The 18,700-nt window shown below is 56.8% G+C and carries 14 protein-coding genes; 5 read left to right on the top strand and 9 right to left on the bottom strand.

What is annotated here, in order from left to right:
• Positions 1–54 precede the first annotated feature (54 nt).
• From msrA to U5A57_RS39700, 5 genes are all read left to right on the top strand, one after another.
• Positions 55–639 (top strand): peptide-methionine (S)-S-oxide reductase MsrA, encoded by a 585-nt coding sequence (gene msrA / locus U5A57_RS39720; protein WP_321917630.1) that lies wholly within the window; start codon positions 55–57, stop codon positions 637–639.
• 69 nt (positions 640–708) lie between these two features.
• On the top strand, positions 709–2,043 hold the full coding sequence (locus tag U5A57_RS39715; protein WP_321917628.1) for an epoxide hydrolase: 1,335 nt from the start codon (positions 709–711) through the stop codon (positions 2,041–2,043).
• A gap of 663 nt (positions 2,044–2,706) precedes the next feature.
• Positions 2,707–3,180, top strand: coding sequence for a MarR family transcriptional regulator (locus U5A57_RS39710; RefSeq protein WP_321917626.1), 474 nt, complete (start codon positions 2,707–2,709; stop codon positions 3,178–3,180).
• A 140-nt stretch (positions 3,181–3,320) separates the two neighbouring features.
• Positions 3,321–3,713, top strand: a complete 393-nt coding sequence (locus U5A57_RS39705) for a VOC family protein (RefSeq protein ID WP_321917624.1) — start codon at positions 3,321–3,323, stop codon at positions 3,711–3,713.
• A 431-nt stretch (positions 3,714–4,144) separates the two neighbouring features.
• Positions 4,145–4,423, top strand: coding sequence for a hypothetical protein (locus U5A57_RS39700; RefSeq protein WP_321917622.1), 279 nt, complete (start codon positions 4,145–4,147; stop codon positions 4,421–4,423).
• Between the two features lie 135 nt (positions 4,424–4,558).
• Here U5A57_RS39700 and U5A57_RS39695 read toward each other — a convergent pair whose 3' ends face one another.
• The 9 genes from U5A57_RS39695 to U5A57_RS39655 all read right to left on the bottom strand — a co-directional run bounded on the left by U5A57_RS39695 (position 4,559) and on the right by U5A57_RS39655 (position 17,620).
• On the bottom strand, positions 4,559–4,774 hold the full coding sequence (locus tag U5A57_RS39695) for a hypothetical protein (RefSeq protein ID WP_321917620.1): 216 nt from the start codon (positions 4,772–4,774) through the stop codon (positions 4,559–4,561).
• A gap of 584 nt (positions 4,775–5,358) precedes the next feature.
• Positions 5,359–5,754, bottom strand: a complete 396-nt coding sequence (locus U5A57_RS39690) for a cupin domain-containing protein (protein ID WP_321917618.1) — start codon at positions 5,752–5,754, stop codon at positions 5,359–5,361.
• Between the two features lie 67 nt (positions 5,755–5,821).
• The gene (locus U5A57_RS39685) at positions 5,822–6,976 is read right to left on the bottom strand and encodes an epoxide hydrolase (RefSeq protein WP_321917617.1); all 1,155 of its coding nucleotides are present in this window, start codon (positions 6,974–6,976) and stop codon (positions 5,822–5,824) included.
• 190 nt (positions 6,977–7,166) lie between these two features.
• On the bottom strand, positions 7,167–8,483 hold the full coding sequence (locus U5A57_RS39680) for an epoxide hydrolase (RefSeq protein ID WP_321917616.1): 1,317 nt from the start codon (positions 8,481–8,483) through the stop codon (positions 7,167–7,169).
• A gap of 590 nt (positions 8,484–9,073) precedes the next feature.
• Entirely contained in the window at positions 9,074–10,102 is a 1,029-nt protein-coding gene (locus tag U5A57_RS39675) for a LysR family transcriptional regulator (RefSeq protein WP_321917615.1), read from the bottom strand.
• Between the two features lie 22 nt (positions 10,103–10,124).
• On the bottom strand, positions 10,125–10,682 hold the full coding sequence (locus tag U5A57_RS39670) for a lecithin retinol acyltransferase family protein (protein WP_321917614.1): 558 nt from the start codon (positions 10,680–10,682) through the stop codon (positions 10,125–10,127).
• A 221-nt stretch (positions 10,683–10,903) separates the two neighbouring features.
• Positions 10,904–16,408: an AAA family ATPase gene (locus U5A57_RS39665; RefSeq protein WP_321917613.1), complete on the bottom strand. Its 5,505-nt coding sequence runs from the start codon at positions 16,406–16,408 to the stop codon at positions 10,904–10,906.
• Complete coding sequence (locus U5A57_RS39660; RefSeq protein WP_321917611.1) at positions 16,405–16,797, bottom strand: response regulator transcription factor; 393 nt, start codon at positions 16,795–16,797, stop codon at positions 16,405–16,407. The genes U5A57_RS39665 and U5A57_RS39660 overlap by 4 nt, the downstream gene beginning before the upstream one ends.
• Before the next feature lie 163 nt (positions 16,798–16,960).
• Positions 16,961–17,620 carry a response regulator transcription factor gene (locus U5A57_RS39655; RefSeq protein ID WP_321917610.1) on the bottom strand — a complete coding sequence of 220 codons (660 nt, stop codon included), beginning with the start codon at positions 17,618–17,620 and terminating at the stop codon, positions 16,961–16,963.
• Between the last annotated feature and the right edge of the window lie 1,080 nt (positions 17,621–18,700).

The following is an 18,700-nucleotide window of genomic DNA, read 5'->3' as shown; positions in this document are numbered from 1 at the left end:
CAGGGCAAGGACTGGCTGCTGTAAATGCGGTCATCGACAACGAAAAGGATTGAAATGATGACGGAAACTGATACTGCCATTCTGGCTGGTGGGTGCTTCTGGGGCATGGAAGCGCTATTGCGGCGCTTTCCGGGCGTAATCTCAACGCGCGTGGGCTACACCGGCGGCTCCACGCCTAATGCTACTTACCTCGATCACGGCACGCATGCGGAAGCCGTGGAGGTCGTATTCGACAAGCGACAGATTACTTACCGTCAGATTCTGGCGTTCTTTTTTCAGATACACGATCCGACGACCGCTAACCAGCAAGGCAATGATATCGGGCCCAGCTACCGCTCCGCAATCTTCTATCTTAGCGAAGAGCAAAAGGCGGCAGCAGCTGACACGGTGGTTGAAATCGACGCGTCCGGCCTATGGCCCGGAACGGTTATCACCCAGATTGTGCCAGCGCGCGAATTCTGGGAGGCTGAGCCAGAACATCAGGGCTATCTGGAACGCAATCCCGACGGATACAGCTGCCACTTCGTTCGGCAGGAATGGAAGCTACCACGTGAGCCGATGCACGAGGCCGACGTCGCACCAATTATTAGACGAACCCGGTTGAGGTATCAGTCTCTCAATGTCGGACCCGCCTTCTAGTAGCGTTGCTCAAGCTGGATCAGAGTTGCACAAGCTTCTCGACACCAATCATATTTCTAAGCATTACATATGGAAAACGGAATCACTCGACGTCGCTTCAACGCTGCCGCGTTGACAACCATTACCGCTGGGTCACTCGGCATGTTCGGATTTTCTGAAGAAGGTAAGGCGAAAACTCACGGCGCACAAGGCTCGGACGCAGATAAGTCGGCAATTCGCCCATTTCGCGTGAGTGTCGCGGACGCGGAACTTGTCGACTTGCGTCGCCGCATCAGGGCAACGAAGTGGCCCGAACATGAAACCGTCCAGGACGCCTCTCAAGGCGTACAACTCGCCACAATTCAGGCTGTCGCACGTTATTGGGCGACAGAATATGACTGGCGGAAGGTGGAGGCCAAACTTAACAGTTTGCCGCAGTTCGTGACGGAAATTGATGGCGTAGATATCCATTTCATCCACGTCCGCTCGAAACACAAGAACGCGTTGCCTCTAATCGTCACCCACGGATGGCCGGGGTCAGTGATCGAGGAGTTGAAGATCATCGACCCGCTGACCAATCCCACGGCGCATGGTGGTGACGCTTCAGACGCATTTGATCTGGTAATTCCATCGATGCCAGGCTATGGCTTTTCGGGCCGACCGACCACAACTGGCTGGGATCCCGCTCACATTGCCCGTGCATGGGTCGAACTGATGAGGCGCCTAGGATACACGCAGTTTGTAGCATCGGGTGGCGACTGGGGCGCGATCATCACGGACGTGATGGCCAGTCAGGGTCACCCGGAATTGCTAGGCATTCACAGCAATATGCCAGGCGTGGTTCCTGCGGACATCGATAAGGCGGCGCTCGCAGGCACCCCCCTACCGGCAGGGCTATCGATCGATGAAAAAGCAGCATACGAGCGGCTCGTCTTCGTCTATTCGAAGGGCGTTGGCTATGCCTATCAGATGGGTCTGCGTCCGCAAACTCTTTACGGAATCGTCGACTCTCCTGTGGGCTTGGCCGGCTATCTGCTCGATCACGATGCATGGAGCTACGCCCGCATTGCACATCTCTTTGCTGGCCAATCCTACGGCAACATTTCCCGACACGACATCCTCGACAACATCACACTTTACTGGCTGACTGGCACGGCGATTTCCTCCGCAAGACTCTACTGGGAGAACAAGTTCACCTTCTTTGGCCCCAAAGGGGTCAAGATTCCAGTTGCCGTAAGTGCATTTCCCGACGAGCTCTATCAGGCGCCGAGGACTTGGGCGGAGCGCGCCTATCCCAACCTCGTCTACTTCAACAAACTCGATAAAGGCGGTCATTTCGCGGCGTGGGAAGAGCCGAATATTTTTGCAAGTGAGGTGCGCGCCGGCTTCAGGTCATTGCGCAACGCGAATCTCGGAACTACCTGATTACTTCCGTATGTGAGGCTGCGCAGAGCGGACCAGGCGGTGGCTGCTTTGTCCACCTGCCATCCAGTGCAGCCTCGCATTGCGAGAGCCCGTGGTCTTGGACCATGGGCTTCTCCATTGGAAAAGTCTCTCTCTGAAATCTGACGACCCCCGTAGCTCCCAAAGCAGGAGACACCAGGCAGATGGTCATAGGTATCGTTTGCCTAAGCCGATAAGTAGTTCATGCGCTAGTTGCTTCGAGGCTATTGACAAAACACGCGTTGACACACACCATATATCGCATACGATCTATATGCTTACGATTAAACAACTTCCTCTCTCTCTTTAACCTGAATCAACGACTCAATCAGCAAGGTAGACCATGGAAAACAGGTTGGTCGGCGCGTCGCCCCCTCGTCGCTCGCAGCCGCCGCGTCGTGTCCGCGAGTGGTTATTGTACGGTCGCAATATAAAATCCATCGGTTGACGACCTGTGGCCTAACGATGTAAATGTTCCAAATAGTTTTCTCCCTGCCCAGGGTTAAATAGTGCACACCCTGTCACGGGCCAACGGACCGTCCATGGGTCCGCTCATATATACGCGGCATGTATTCGAGATGTTGAACGGTCTGGATGTCCGAACCAGCAACTCGTCGGACTCCACAGTTTTCGAAGATGATGCAGATGAGATCTAAAGACCAACCGCTCGTGACGCCCGCAAGGCTTTCCGAATCCCTCTGTTTTACAATTTATTCGGCGAATCTCGCTTTCGGCAAAGTCTATCGTCCGATCCTTGACGAGCTGGGCCTCACCTACCCTCAATACATCACAATCGTTGCGCTTTGGGAAGCATCTCCTCAGACCGTCGGCGACCTGGGAGAGAAGCTGTTTCTCGAAACCAACACTCTAACGCCAATACTGAAAAGACTTCAACTTATGGGCTATCTGGAAAGACAGCGCGATCCCAAGGACGAACGTCGCGTCCTAGTCAGCCTCACACGAAGTGGCCGACAACTTCGTGAAAGAGCACTGAGCAAGGACCTCGTTAAGGCGACCGGTCTCGAGCCTGGCGCGTTCGCAGAGGTACAGAAGGCTATCTCGAAGCTGCGAATGAATTTGAACCGCCCCAGCCAGCTAAGACTGGCTGAACCCGACTGACCCCTCTCCTTTTTCTTCATACATATATCGTACACGATTATATAGTGCGCGATCAAGTATTATGATAAGGCGGCTGTGCGCGAGGGTTCGTATTCAGCATGCCCATATCCAATCATCTTTGAACCAGGAGAATGCAAGCAATGTTCAGTCACGTGGCGGTCGGCACAAACGACCTCGAAAAAGCGAAGCAGTTCTACGACGCCGTGTTGGGGGCACTCGGCTACGACGAAGGCGTCAACGACGACAACGAACACCGTCGGCGCTATGTGTATCGCACCGACACAGGAATTTTCATCATCACCGAGCCGCTCAATCGGCTGCCAGCAAGCCATGCCAACGGTGGCACAATCGGCTTTGCGTGCGAATCGATCGAACAAGTCGATCGTTGGCATGCCGCTGGAATCACCAATTGCGGCACATCGGTCGAAGCTCCTCCCGGCATGCGTGGCGCGTCGTCTGGTCGTTTGTATCTTGCGTATCTCCGCGACCCAGATGGCAACAAGCTTTGCGCTTTGTACCGGGAGCCCGCATAGCGCAGCCATAGTCGACAGTACACAATCGCAGGCACCCTCGGCCTCCCTTGGGCCGCCAAGTTCTCTACCTGGCCATTAGGGAGACGCTAACGGGTCCGACTGGCGCTACTCGTCTAGCGCCGGTTTCCGCCGTGCGGTGTCGCTCTTTATCGAACAGGTAATGAATCTGGTGGGGGAACGTGAGCGCATGGTCTTTGCATACTTATTCCTACTCGCGTCCGTCATTTGACCGACGCGGATTACGTTGATCGGTCCCTGAACAGATCACCGTCCGTGACATGCCAGAGACCAAGCATATTCCAGCGTTTCAGCGCCGCGGGCAGCAGTTCATCAGAGAAGCACTGATAGCACACCGGTCGTATGGAGCGCTCGATCGAACTCATCCCAACCGAGGTGAAACAGCTGCCCGACGTGGCAGGAAGCGGACCGCCATGAATCGACGCATGAGATACCTCCTGCTGGTGCGCGAATGCATTCACGACGATGCGCCCAGTACACCGCTCGAGAATTGGCGGCAGGCGAACCGCAAGGGCATGATCGACCGGTTTGATCGGCAACGTCGCCGAGAACCGCCCCCGGCACTACCGGGCAATGGCAACCAGTTGCGCCTTTTCCTTCACGCGCACGAGCGGCGCCACGGGCCCAAGCAGCTCCTTCGAGAACAGCGGCGTTTCGCGCATGCGTGCACCGTCGATCTCGAAGAGAACTGACTGGCCCTCCCATGGACGCTATGGCTCGCCACCTGCTGCAATCCGCCCGTCACCGGCGCTGCCTTGATGCTTCACGTCCCCCGTGCAAACGTCTGGCGTTTCTGCACGAGACGCTGGGTCGGATTGGAGTGTCCTTTAGTCACGAGGCTGCCAGCGGCGATGAGACACATAGAGCACGTGGATCTCGCGCTCGCGCACGACCTCAACCGTAGTGCGCACGTTCTCGAGCAGCCGCACAGCCGCCGAGAAGTCGCACAACTTGACAGAGAGCTTGCCTCCACCGGAGAGAAAGTCGTTGGCCGGGCCGAGCAGCAGCAGGCCGGTGCGCTCGACGTCATATACGGGTGGCATTTCGGTACAACCGTCGGAACAGGTCTGCGCTCGGGGCCGCTCGGTGCAGCCGGCAACAGGTTACATGAGACGGTCGTTTCGTTGCGTCCCTTGCGGGGCGTGCAACTCTACAGCACGTCGCTTCGAACGACAAGCGGATCGCGCGTCTAGAATTCATATCCCCCATATCCTTAGCGCCATTAGCACTATGAGGACAGCCCAGAGCCCGGTCACGGCGCCAATGAAAAACGCCGTTCGCACACTCGTCCCGTTTTCGGCTGCGAAGCGGCGATACGCTTCGCGGTCGATATGATTCTGGAAATCCATATGAGCTCCTAATCTATCGCACCGATTTTTCGAACGACCGAGTTAGCTTCACGCGAACGGTTCTTACCATCGTTCCAGACAGTCAGGATGCACAACCCGATCGGCCGTTTTCCGTACTGCCCGGCTCGAAACCGGATATCGCTCTCGCTGGGCTGCCCGCTTTAGCGGTGGGTAAAACAAGCGCTGCAAAATCGACAGTCGTCTACTCCGATCCCAGGTGAGTCACGAGACGCAAAACTACCTTCTCGTCTTGCAGCGGCATTGCCGCACGTCTTTCCTTATTTGGCCAGTTCGACGAGTGGTTTTCCTTTCTCGACGAAGTACGTGGCGAGTTCCGAAGCCTCACCCTCACCAACGTTCCTCGCTGAATGATGCGTCCCAGACGGAATGAACAAGGACTGCCCGGCGCGAAGCGTGATCGGATTTTTTCCTTCTAGCCGATATTCCAGCGTACCCTCCAATACATAGGCGACTTCTACGCCATGGTGCGAATGCGCCGGAAATGCGGCCCCCGGTGAAAAGTTGACGCGTGTCTGGACGACCTCATGTACCGAGTCTCCCAGATCTTGACGGGTCAGCTCGGTACGCGCGGTTTGCGGCGTCTGTGCCTGTACCACGTGCACAAGGCTGCTTCCAATAACAACCAGTGCCGCCATGAGTCGAGTTGCTTTCAAATGAATCTCCGTTCAAACCAGAAATGTGCCTGGAAATCCCACCGTGCAGAAGGACCAAAACATTTATTCATTTCAATTTTCGGAAGAAGTCACGTATATCCGTGACGATGGCTTGTGGTTCTTCCCACGCCCCGAAATGGCCGCCGCTCGCGTGTTGTCTCATCTGTTGGAGGTTGTAGTAGCGGCCCGCCCAGCGGCGCGGAGCGCTGCATATCTCCTCCGGCAGCACCGAGATGCCTACCGGAGCCTCGACTACTGGCATCCGGTCATGCACCGGCGTCCAGGGATTGTGCGCAGCCTCGTAGTAGTACCGCGCCGACGTGCCGTAGCTTTGGGTCACCCAGTAGATCGTGATTGTTGTAAGCAGATCATCTTTGTCGAAGCGGGTTTCTACATCTCCGCCGCAATCGCTCCAGCCCCGGAGCTTCTCGAGTATCCATGCGGCCAACCCTACAGGTGAGTCGTTGAGGGCTGCTGTGATCGTCTGCGGCTTGGTACTTTGCAGCGCCGAGTAGGCCACCTCAGTAGCGAAAAAATTCTGCAGCCTCGCGGCCAGCGGCGCTTCGTCTGCGTCGTAGTCTTCTGGTGCGGGCATCCCGCCACTGAAGAGGTCCAACGGCAAGGTCATCGGAAAATGGACGCCTATCACGCGATCGGGATAGCGATGACCCAGGTCAGCAGTGATTAGCGCCCCCCAATCGGCGCCGTGAGCAGCAAACCGTGGATAGCCTAACCGACTCATAAGCTCTACCCACAATCCGGAAGTGCGCCAGAAGTTGACCCCGGGTTTGCGTAGTGGTGTGGAAAATCCGTAGCCCGGCAAAGATGGCACCACCAAATCGAATGCATCTTCTGGGTTGCCGCCGTGTGCGCCGGGATCGCTGAGTGGACCGATCACCTTTCGATACTCCCAGAATGTCCAGGGCCACCCGTGCGAAAGCATCAAGGGCTTCGGATTCGGCCCCTTGCCGCGTACGTACATAAAGTGGATCGGCACACCGTCGATGTTCGTACGGAACTGCGGATAGGCATTGATCGCGCCCTGATGCTTTTTCCAGTCGTAGCCGTCGATCCAGTAGGCGACCAACTCCTTCAGATAGCTGGTATTGGTTCCGTAGTGCCACCCATCGTTTGCGAAGTCGTCGGCCCAGCGCGTGCGCTTCAGGCGCTCTCGCAGATCATCGATTACGTCATTTGGTATATCGACGAGGAACTGTTCCATGTCGTCTTTCTCCTCTTGTCATGTGAGCGCATGCAAAATCGCCCGGCGACCCTGATCCGATCGTCCTAGCGATCAATAGCCAGTTGCACCCGTCGCGGGCCGTTGGATTTGCTTCGCGGCAGCGCCCGTTATCAACGCCATTTGGTGTAGTTTCCGTACGGCTCCAACAAAAAGCGGAGCCCGCCCGGGTCTATTCAGTGCGCAGCGGTCTGAAACCAGCGCGAATCTCTTCTGAGAAAAGCATGGGCTGCTCCCATGCAGCGAAGTGCCCGCCCCGGTCAACTTTGTTGAAGTGAATAAGCTTCGGATACGCGCGCTGCGACCAACTCCGCGGTGCCGGATAGAGTTCGTCGGGAAATACGCTCACGGCGACGGGAATGTTGATCCCCTTAACGCCGAAATATGAGAGCTTGTTCTCCCAATAAAGACGAGCAGAGGAAAGCGCTGTATTTGTCAGCCACGTGAGGGTGACGTTATCAAGGATGTCATCGCGTGTCAGACCTTCGCTCTGCCCTGCAAAGACACGGGAGATCAGCCGGTAGCTGCGTTGATCATGATCGAGGAAGTAGCCTGCCAACCCGACCGGAGAGTCCACGAGGCCGTACAGCGTCTGAGGACGTAGCCCCATCTGGTAGCCGTATCCAATGCCTTTCTGATAGACGAATTGCAGTCGGTCGTAGGCGAGTTTTTCGTCAGATGAAAGACCCGAGGGCGCCGGTGCACCCGAGAAAGCAGCCTTATCGATATCGTCAGGAATCACGCCCGGCATGTTGGTGTGTATGCCAAGCAGTTCCGGCGGCGCCTGCACAGCCATTTGCTCGGTTATGATGGCGCCCCAGTCGCCGCCTTGAGCGACGAACTTTGTGTACCCAAGCCGCTTCATGAGCACGACCCACGCGCGTGCTATGTGCTGGGGGTCCCAACCGGGGGCGGTCGGCTTTTCCGAGAAACCGTAGCCTGGCATCGACGGGATCACCAGGTGAAACGCATCCGACGCGCTGCCACCGTGCGCCGTGGGATTGGTCAGCGGTTCGATGATTTTCATCTGTTCGATTATCGATCCTGGCCATCCGTGCGTGACGATGAGCGGCATCGCGTTCGAGTGCTTCGAGCGGATGTGAAGGAAGTGAATATCCAGCCCATCAATCTCGGTGAGGTATTGTGGGTATGAATTCAGCCTCGCCTCCACCTTGCGCCAGTCGTAGTCCTTTCCCCAATACTGCGCGAGCGCCTGAATCGTCGCGAGCTGGACTCCCTGCGAATCGTCAGGAACCGTTTCTCGTTCGGGCCATCGTGTCGCGGTGATGCGACGACGCAATTCAGCGAGGTCGGAGTCTGGAAATTTAGCGTTAAAAGGACGGATAGCAACCCCATCCGTGCCGATCTGTTGTGCAGCTGAAATCATGGCGTAGGCCCTTCCTGTAAGACCGAGAAATAACGTGCTGGCGGCGGCCGCCGCCGCAGTTCCGCAAAAAAGACGCCGACTGAAATCGGGTGTCTGACTCATGGAGATCTCCTTGGCAACGAGGTGGTCGCATTCGGTTGCAACTGCAACTGCTCACAACCTGTGACTCAGCATGCCGTGTATTGCGGTTTGGTTGTATTGCGCGGTAGCCGCGTCGTTTGGGCCGTTGGTATCGACACCAACGACGTCTTTCAGCCCAACGCCAACAGTTCTGAACGATCGCTTGTAATGCTTGATCGGATCGCTGAGTGCACTGAACCATGGTTCAGCGGCCGACATCGACGGAGAGCGCAAGAACGGCACCGTCTGGTCAACGGTGCCCAAAATACGGGGAATGGATGGAGTCAAGCGGTGCAACGCTGGCACAACGGTTTGAGAGCGAAATGGCCAGCAGACCTTCGGGAATAGAATGCGGGAACCGACGAGCAATTGCCCGCTTAGCATTTTCCGCTAACGTACCTCACAATCACGCTCGAGCACAGCGGCGAAAGGGCAGCCACATCCCCCTTCGTCTTCGGTGACGTAACTTAGATATGAGTAGTACCGCTGGATCCAGATGACAATTTATGCCGCGGCAAGGGAGTGCTGAAAAGCGCGTCTGTTGCGGCAAGCGCCTGGATAGCGAAGACCGCTTAGGCCGTCGCGAGCCGGTCGTCTACCGAATGCTGCGGGAAACATGACTCTCGTTTGTTTGCAAGGTCGTCAATCCCCTTCACTGCAGTCACCTCGCCGCCTGCCGGACGCAGCGGCGAGACAGTGCGATGCTCAACAGCTGCACCGACGGTTTCGATCAAATGCTCAATTAGCTTGCGAACTGCCATAGGCTGGTATCGACGTGAGCTATAGGCGAGTTGCAGTAACAGCGGAGCGACGTGCCAACCGCGCAGGATACGTTGCAACTTACCATGAACCTCGGGCGCGCGAGCTACAAAGGCGGGTAGCATCGCGATGCCAGCGCCATGAGCCGCCGCGTCAGCAAGCACTTCGATCTGGTTGGCGTGCAATGCACCCTTGACATTCACCTTGCATGGATCACCGTGATCTAACGGCTCGAACGACCAGGTGGCCCCAGGACCAGCCGCTCTGAACGTAAGGCAGTCGTGTTGCACAAGTTGCCATGGGTGAGTCGGTTCGCCCCTGTCTGCAAGATAATCAGGGGCTGCATAGATTCCCACTTCTGCGTTCCCCAGAGGGCGCGCGATTTGTGTGGCGCGCAAATCGTCTGCGAGACACAGCGCGAGATCTACCTCTTCCAGAACCGCGCTAACGGCTCCTTCGCATAACTGGATATCGACGTCCACCTTTGGGTACCGAACACGGAAGGTAGCAAGCGCTGGCCCTAAGTAGTATCGGGCGAACGATGCGGTCGCGGCCATCCGAATCGTGCCAATCGGCTCGTTGACGCTAAGTTGCCCGACAGACGCGAGCTCCTCATAGGATTGCAGCAACACCTCTATACGTCGCAGGACCTCCTCGCCGACCGAGGTAAACGCGAGGCGACGCGTCGTGCGGTGCAATAGCCGCACGCCAATGAGCTTCTCGAGGTCCTGGACTGCATTGCTGGCCGCCGACGTGGGAATGTCAAGCGCAGAAGCGGCGCCGACGAAACTGCCATTGTCGGCAATGGCCTTGAACACCGAAAGTACTTTCAGTCGATCCATGTTCGTCTCCCGTCCATGTGAGTCAGTTCATCAGAGGGTTCGCATCGCGGGAAGCCCCCCATCCGCCGGTTAGTCCGGACAGAAGCCGAATGGCAAGTTCCGCTGCTCGCGTGCCGGGTAGCCAGCGCTCAACCTGTCGACTGCGGGCAGCCCCCGTAAGACACCATGAACAGAAGTGCTCACAGTTATTGCGGAGCACGTCGTATGCATCTTCGCCGAGACGTGAGCAGGCACGGGATACAACCTCTTCACTGGAGTAAGCGACATCCGCATCGTGGCACACGCATACCGGATGCCCGTGCATGAACTCGGCAAGGCTCACTTTCGTGACCGGACCGCACCGTAGCGTCGACGATAGGCCTGCATAGTGGACAACCTGACCAGCCCCTACATAGATGCCGTGGTGGGTGTACCAGCGCCGAGGCGTCGAGACGTGCGCTCCGATTGGAATAAGCGAATCGAAAATCGGTGTTTGTTCCGCAGCCGCGACGACGGCTTCGACTTCGGCAACCGTTGTGTGGGGTGCAAGATCTGCGATAACACCAACCTTGGCTGCGTTCGCTATCAGCGTCTGTTGCATGACGAACTCCGTGGCGACTGAGGTTGCAATCGCGGGTGACCGAACATGGTCATCACACGTGAGTCAGCATGCACTGCATGGCGGTTGGCTTGAATTGTGCCGTGGTGGATCAGGTCAGCCTTTTGGTATCGATCCATCTAATCGCTGCACCAAAAACCGCCGTCGATCTAACGACAGCGGACCGAGATGTCGCCGGTTGGCTCGATGGTCTAAACCTTGGTTTAGGCGAGAGGGGGTAGGGTAAACTTGAAAGCCGCACCGAGCGGCTTGTGGGCGTCTGCCCAGAGGCGTCCGCCATGGGCATCAATAATTGAGCGGCAGATCGAAAGTCCGATTCCCACGCCGCTAGCTTTTGTGGTGTAGAAGGAATTGAACACCCGCTCCAGGTCCCGAGCGGCGATGCCGGGCCCAGAGTCGGCGACAGTGACCAGTAGCTCTTGCGCTAGCGTGCTAACTTCCGTCGAAATAACCAGGTTCCGTGCCTCAGGATCGACCGCGCTCATCGCCTCGATTGCGTTGAGGATCAAATTCAACATCACTTGCTGAAGTTGAAGTCGATCTCCCCGAACAGTCGGCAGACTTTGGGTTAGGCGCGTGTGGACTGCAACCCTGTTCTTTGACAGTTCGCCCTGCACTATCGCAATCACGTTGCCAATGGCGTCGTTCACGTCAACGCGCTCGGCGCGAGGCGGCGCTTTTCGTACCTGATCGCGAATCCTGCCAATGATGTCACCCGCCCGGCAAGTATCGGAAACGACACATTCGAGTGCCTCGTGGACCTCCTGAAAATCCGGCGGATCACGCTCCAGAAACCGAAGGGCTGCGTGTGCATTGTTGCTTGCCGCTCCGATAGGTTGATTGACTTCGTGGGCGATGGAAGCAGCGAGCTGCCCCATGGTTGCCAAGCGATTCGCGTGCGCCAACTCTGCTTGCACTTCCCGCAATGCGTCCGCCGCGCGCTTGCGCTCTGTGAGATCAAGCACGAATGCAACACCTTGGTAAGCCCCCTCTTCAAATCCCGCTCCCCCAATCAGCACGGGAACACCACCGCCGTCCTTCCGGTATAGCTCCCTCTCATAAGGTTCTACTTTCTCCGTCGCTGTGAGCTCCGCTAGCAACGATTGGCTTTCGCGAATGTGCAGTTCCGACGGCGTAAGATCCGTCAAACGAATCCGCCCTTCCAACAGATCCTCCCGTTCGTATCCCAGCATACTGAGGAAGGCGCTATTCGCTTCGACGATCCTGCCATCGAGATCCCAAATGAAGATCCCGATGATGTTCGCATCTATGAGGCGACGGTTTCTGGCTTCACGCTCCGCTAGTTCGCGGTACAACCGCGCATTTTCGATCGAGATAGCTGCCTCGGATGCAAGCAGCTTGAGTACCGCCATGCGGGCAGGAGTGAAAACATCCGTCGACAGATTGTTTTCCAGAAAGAGCACGCCAAGGAGTTTTGTCTGCTTGAGTATGGGCATGCAGAGTATTGATCGCGCGCGTCGCTTCTCGATGTAGGCATCATCGCGAAACGCACTATTAGAAGCATCTTGCAGCAGCACGCTTTCCCTGGTGCGGGCCACGTAGCGCAGGACAGACTCCGGTAGATCTGATGCCGTAACACGAGCACTTCGAAGTTTCACCTCCACCGTTTCAGTACAGGTCGAAACCTCTGCTTCGATCCAGAATTCACTTCCTCTGAGCAGTATGAGCAACCCCCGCTGCGCACCGGCATGCTCAATGGCAGCACGTGCAAGCCTGTCGATCAGCTTCTCAAAGACGATTTCCCCGGACACGGCTTCCGAGACGTTGAGCACGGTCGCGAGGTCAACCTGCTCGACGGAGGCCAGCATCGTGCTAGTCAGGTCAGGAGCGGCGCTCCCTACCCTGAGTTGTGGACATAGCCGTTCAAGCTGACGAGCCTTAGCGTCAGCACCCCACCTTAGGTAGCAAACTCGCGCATCCTGGAAATATAAGTTCGCGATTCTCTCGAAACCACGCGCCGCATAAAATCTCCCGGCCAGCTCATTAGCGATGGCTTCGTTGTGGACAAAGCCATGTTCCTGAGCGGAGCGCGCAGCCTTCTCATACAGAGCCTGTGCGTCCAGTACACGCCCCTCGATCCGCGCAATCTCGGCTCCTACGACCGCTGCACGGTTACCGAACGTGACCGGGTTATGTTCCGCCCAGACCTCCAACTGCCTGTGATGATCTGCGAGGGCTCCGAAGTGCTCTTGCTTCTGCTCCTCGGAAGAGTAATGCCACGCTGCAGCTCGAGCGAGCCCGCCATAGAACTGAAATTCTGCACTTTCAAAATTCAACGTCGATGTCCATAGAAGCCGCTGCGCGTTTCGCGCCGCAACAATGGCTGACGCATGGTCTCCCGCAAAAAATCGGGCCTGCAATTTTCGGCACCAGTAGTAGAACTCCGCAAGTCTTAGATTGGGGTTGCTCGCCAGATACTGTTCAGTCGCTTGCTCACGCTTTTCATCGTGATCCATGCACCCTAAAGTCGTCGTCAAGCCTCGGAGCGTTCTAACCAGCGCAAGGTGAGCGCTGCATGCAGCCCTTACCAGACCCAGGCCCGCCTTACCAGCAAACGCGACGCCTTCTTCTGCCACCCTCTGCACATCTGCGAGATGATCTCCTACTGCCAGGCAGATCGTGACAGAGGTGTTCCAGCTATAGCCGGAAAAGGTGACATCACCAACCCGGCGTGCTGCATCAAACGCACGGCGCATCAACGCTCGCCCGCTGGCGGGGTGTTTCGTCCACGGCATAACGAGTGCACCAACGCACAAGTACGTTCGAGCCTGGTAGCGCACCAAGCCTCGCTTCTCCACCAGATCGTATCCTAGTTGGCCAAACCGAAACCCATCGCGATAGTTGCCGAAGCGAGACCCGGCAACGATTGCCATCCAGACATAGGCGAAACACGACGCATCACAGTTTCCGTGCTCCAGGCTGAGCGTCACCATGTGACAGACGACAAGTGACGACAAGTTTTCATCGAAGAAATAGGATGTCGTGACCACTTCGGTGAAAACATCCAGCGTGTCAAGAACATCAGGATCCTTTATCAGAGGCAGGTCAACGAGATCCTCTATTCGCCGGTCACCGAGCAGCGCCCAGATACGCTTGTATTCCGCCATCGCGTCGTCGCTGGCCGGATGCTTCGACCATACGGTGCCGTCACGGCGTAGCCATTCTAGAAAGACGTCAAGCCCCTGGTCATTTTCATCCATCGCGGCATAGAGCCTGATCCGCAACAATGTCGCGACGCAATAGTCATGTCGACTTCTGGCCCTGTCGGCCAATTGCGAAAGCCGGCTTTCGGCGGTCAACGAATCCCCAGTCAGGAGTTCACACTCCGCCATCAGGGATTGAATGGAAAACATGAGCGTGTAGTTGCTGTCCCAGGATTCCTTACGAAGAAGGCTGTGACCTGCCGCAAGGTATTTAAGCGCTGAGTCGTATGCGGTGGAGACCTTGGCTCGCCGACCAGCGATTAGATTTAGCTCCGCAATGCTCTCCCGTTTTTCCGCCGACATGACGAGATGAGCGCCGCGATTTAGCTGATTGACCACCTCGAAAATTGACTCTTCCAGTTCTCCCGCAGGCGTGAACTCAACGAGAAGCATACCAATGCGCAGGTGTGTTTCCGCGCGGGCGCCCTCAAGGATCAACGAATAGGCGGCCTCCTGGACGCGGTCGTGAAGAAAGCGGTAGCTATCTTTTGAGCGGAAGATCAGTCCAGCTTGAACGGCGTCCCACAGTCCATCGTGTAATTCGCTATTTGATACCTTGCATACTAACTGAATCGTATGGAACTCTGCGCTGTTTCCGAGACAGGCAAACTGGCAAAGCATTCTCAGTGTATTAGTCGGCAGGCGGTTCAATTTACCGACCATCAGATCCACAACGTTGTCGGTGTAACCCGTGGCATCAATGAGGTCCGCATCCCACGACCATTGCCCCACAGCGTAGTCAAACGCCAGCAGCCCCTCCTCGGCCAAGGTAGAAATGAGCTGAATCGCGAAAAAAGGGTTACCGGTCGTTTTCTCGTGGATTAATCGCGCTAACGGCACGACGCGCCCTGGTTCGCAACGAAGGCAGTCTGAAAGGAGTTGAACCAGGTCATCGTAGCCCAAAGGATCAAGGACGATCTCCTGCAGCGCGCCTCCGCCCTTACGAATCGCTTCGAGCTTACGGGCTAAGGGGTGGGTTGCACCCACCTCGTTGTCCCGATATGCGCCAACGAGCAGAAGATGCTTCAGATCATTACGCGTAAGCAGATCCTCAAGCAGATCTAGCGTGGCCGCGTCAAGCCATTGCAAATCGTCGAGGAAAAGGGCAAGTGGATGTTCCGGCCGAGCGAATACTCCGATAAAGCGCCGAAATACCATCTGGAAGCGCGCGTGTGCGTCCTGTTCCGAGAGTTCTGGCACAGGCAGTTGTTCGCCAATAATGTGCTTTAGCTCGGGGACGAGTTCGACCATAAGTTGTGCGTTCGGATCCAGCGCTTCGCGAAGGGCATCGCGCCATTCGCAGAGCTCAGCCTCTTTCTTGCTCAGGAGCAGTCGTATTAATGCCCGGAAGGCCTGCGCCAGCGTGGCATAGGGAATGTCGCGCTTGTATTGGTCGAACTTGCCCGACGCAAACAATCCACGGCGGGAGACAAGCGGCTTCTGAAGTTCATTGACAACTGCGGACTTGCCGATGCCTGAGTATCCAGAGACAAGAATCAGTTCGGCCCGCCCACCAGCGACAACGCGGTCGAATGCCGCGAGAAGCGTGTCGACCTCCGAGCCCCTCCCGTAGAGTTTCTCTGGGATCATGAGACGGTCCGGTGTGTCGTGTTGTCCCGGCACGAAGTCGAAGACGCGCCCCAACGCGGTCCACTCGGACAGGCAGCGGCGCAGGTCGCGCTCTACACACGCCGCCGACTGGTATCGCTCCTCTACAGTCTTGGAGAGCAATTTCATAACGATGGACGAGACGGCCGCGGGGATACTCGCCAAGCGCTCACTGGGATTTACCGGCTGCCGGGCGATATGACAGTGCACCCACTCCATTGGATCGGACGCGGTAAACGGAAGTCGGCCGGTCAGCATTTCATAGAAGATGATCCCCAGCGAGTACAGATCACTTCGTGAATCGATCGAGCGATTCATTCGCCCCGTTTGCTCGGGCGCCATATAGGCGAGCGTTCCAGCGATGAATTCAGGCGGGTCTGGAGCTTGCCGTTCCCGAGAAAGGCGAGACGCAATGCCGAAGCCGGTCAGCCAGACTCGCTCCGTCTCGGCCTCGAGGATGAGATTTGCGGGCTTCAAATCCTTGTGAATGAGCCCGCGCCCATGAAGCTTGCCGAGCGCAGCCGATATTGCCACAGCCAGTCGCAGAAACCGTCCAGTTTCCACGGGTTGCCGAATCAGCCTGTCAAGAGGTTCGCCTCCCGAATAGCCAACGAACAGCATGGTCCGACCTGGCTCACGCACGAGTTCCTCTGGCAACAATGCCCACCCCGCATCGAGGTAGTCCTTGAGCTCATATTCGTGTGCCAGGCGAGTTATCGTTTCCTGCGTCGCGCGTTGAGCACCTGTCATGACAGAGACAAAAGCATGCCGCAGGTCTTCAGTCTCCACGCGCCCGAGTCGGCAGAATAACCTCTCACCGCTTTCCCACAACACTTCTAGAGATTCGCTATTTGAATCGCTGTCGCTTGCATTCATGGCGTAACTCGAGGCGTTCTTGTGCGAGCAAGGGCGCGATGGATGCAGTCGATCAAAGCGCCATCATCCAGCGGCTTTTGCAGATAGCAAGCGATTCCCTGACTCAACGTGCGTTGCCGGACGCCATCTTCCGGATAGGCTGTGATAAGGATGGTCGGGATAGCGAACCCCATCGCAACCAGATTCTGGTAGAGGTCAGCGCCCGTCATTGCCGGCATGTGAACGTCAGTGATGAGGCAGGCGGTCGCAGCGAGTTGGTCAGACGCGAGAAATGCTGCCGCAGACGGGAACACCTCGACGGTATATCCATACGACTTAAGGAGCCTTCGCAGAGAGTGCCGAAAGGACTCGTCGTCATCAACAACGGAAATGAGGATCGGCTTTGGCACGGCAGCTTCCGGTGCGTAGCATGCAGTTCTGCAATGTGCCTGGCGGCACTATCCAGCTCCGCTCTGTTAGCACAGTGTACCGCCGTAGCGAAAGCGATTCTCTAAGCCATGGTTTAGGCGCAGGCGACCGGCTGAATGGAAAAACGTCGATTCTGTGTTCTCGTCACGACGACTCCGGCTTCTTTGGCAACAGATCAAGTTTGTCGACCATTCGGCAAAGCTCAGGGAGCGACGATGCTCCGAATTTGCGCATCATGTTGCTTCGATGAACTTTCACCGTAGTTTCAGTGATGCCCAGGTCGGCGGCAATCTGCTTGTTCAGCCGTCCCTTGACCACCTCGACGAGGATCGCACGTTCGCGCGCTGTTAGTTCTTCGAAGCGAGCCCGGAGTCCCTTCAGGGATTCGTCGTTCTCGCGGCGTGCGCGGTCTCGGGCCAATCCATGATTTACCGCATCAAGAAGTTCCTGGTCGCGGAACGGCTTGGTCAGAAACTCAATGGCACCTGCCTTCATTGCCTGTACGGTCATGGGGATATCCCCGTGGCCGGTCACAAAGATGATCGGGAGCGCCGCGCCTGCAGCGGCAAGATCTCGCTGAAACTCTAGTCCGCTTCTTCCCGGCATTCTCACATCCAGCACAAGGCATGTAGGAGCGTCCGGCGGCCCAGAAGCCGTAAACTCGGCGACGGACGCAAACGCCAAGACCTTCAGCCCGGCCGAGCGCAAGAGTCGTTCAAGTGATTCGCGGAACCCATCGTCATCGTCAACGACAACAACGCAGGGCTCAGAGTGTGCCACCACTTTCGTTGGTCGATCTTCCATGTGGTGCTAGTCCATTTCCCACGGTTTGACCTATGTAATTCGACAACCGTGTTGAGTCAACTTCCCCGACGTAACATCCTGCTGCATGACGCACTGAATAGTTAGCTAACGTTTTCGCGCGTAAGTGGCGCAGCACATGCGAGCCAAGCAATTGTTGGCAGTAGTCAGAGTGTCTATGTCGACGTTCCATGATTCTGTGGGTAGCACTAGATGCTAGGCCACGCGTGGAGGATGTCAAGGCGACGCTCCTCACAGTATTCCACTGAATTCGTCGTTCGCACCACCCACCCGATAGCCGAGAGTCCGACGAGGTCTCCCGGTGTAAAGTCTTCCTCAAGCCGACTTCGGTCGTCGTGCAGCGTCCTGTCGTGCCATCCGCTCCCACGCGTACTCCGGGCTGAGTGCCGGCTTCAGGTCCTCGCAACGCAATGGCTCGCCGCAAGCCAGGCAATCGGGACTGATACCCGCGTCCTTGCAGCAGGTGAGGTGCATATTACGCACCGCAGCCTGTCCCTTGGCCGTTTCGCGCGCTAACGACCGCCTGGATCTCGGGCTTACGTACGGCCTCGACCGTGGTGCGCTGGTCCTCGAGCGGCCGCACAGCCGCCGCGAAGTCGCACAGCATGGGAAAGACCTTGCCTCCACCGGAGAGAAAGGCGCTTTAAGGGTCGACCAGCAGCACGCAGGCGCGCTCCACGCCATATACCGGATGGGGCATTTCAGTACTGCAGTCGGAACAGGTATGCGCTCTGGGCAGCCGGCGACAGGTTGCATGGGTCGAATGTTTCGTGACGTCCTTCGCAAGGCCATTCGAGGCACCAAGAAAATAGGTATGAAAAACATACTGTCAACAGACATTAGCTTTTCGCAATTCTTCCGGAAAGATGTCGGACCTCGAAATGATAGATAACGTCATGTGACAACGCCTCATCCGATCACGGCATACGTCCCGCCCGGGCCATAGACATCAAATATCGCGTGCGATTGAATTTCGTGCTTGACAATGGCTGACTTCTCGTCCAGTATGCATCGTACGCGATTAGATCGCACACGACGTACAATCCAACCCAACCGCAAGTA

This window comes from Paraburkholderia sp. J11-2 (assembly GCF_905220185.1).
Lineage (GTDB): Bacteria > Pseudomonadota > Gammaproteobacteria > Burkholderiales > Burkholderiaceae > Paraburkholderia.
The sequence above is the reverse complement of the archived record's forward strand: the minus strand, read 5'-3'. Positions and strand labels throughout refer to the sequence as shown.

Bases quoted from the DNA above. Each gene is read 5' to 3' on its own strand.
- U5A57_RS39675 (WP_321917615.1), bottom strand. From the start codon at position 10,102: ATGGATCGACTGAAAGTACTTTCGGTGTTCAAGGCCATTGCCGACAAT.
- U5A57_RS39715 (WP_321917628.1), top strand. From the start codon at position 709: ATGGAAAACGGAATCACTCGACGTCGCTTCAACGCTGCCGCGTTGACA.
- U5A57_RS39665 (WP_321917613.1), bottom strand. From the start codon at position 16,408: ATGAATGCAAGCGACAGCGATTCAAATAGCGAATCTCTAGAAGTGTTG.
- U5A57_RS39655 (WP_321917610.1), bottom strand. From the start codon at position 17,620: ATGGAAGATCGACCAACGAAAGTGGTGGCACACTCTGAGCCCTGCGTT.
- U5A57_RS39670 (WP_321917614.1), bottom strand. From the start codon at position 10,682: ATGCAACAGACGCTGATAGCGAACGCAGCCAAGGTTGGTGTTATCGCA.
- U5A57_RS39700 (WP_321917622.1), top strand. From the start codon at position 4,145: ATGAATCGACGCATGAGATACCTCCTGCTGGTGCGCGAATGCATTCAC.
- U5A57_RS39695 (WP_321917620.1), bottom strand. From the start codon at position 4,774: ATGCCACCCGTATATGACGTCGAGCGCACCGGCCTGCTGCTGCTCGGC.
- U5A57_RS39680 (WP_321917616.1), bottom strand. From the start codon at position 8,483: ATGAGTCAGACACCCGATTTCAGTCGGCGTCTTTTTTGCGGAACTGCG.
- msrA (WP_321917630.1), top strand. From the start codon at position 55: ATGATGACGGAAACTGATACTGCCATTCTGGCTGGTGGGTGCTTCTGG.
- U5A57_RS39685 (WP_321917617.1), bottom strand. From the start codon at position 6,976: ATGGAACAGTTCCTCGTCGATATACCAAATGACGTAATCGATGATCTG.
- U5A57_RS39710 (WP_321917626.1), top strand. From the start codon at position 2,707: ATGAGATCTAAAGACCAACCGCTCGTGACGCCCGCAAGGCTTTCCGAA.
- U5A57_RS39705 (WP_321917624.1), top strand. From the start codon at position 3,321: ATGTTCAGTCACGTGGCGGTCGGCACAAACGACCTCGAAAAAGCGAAG.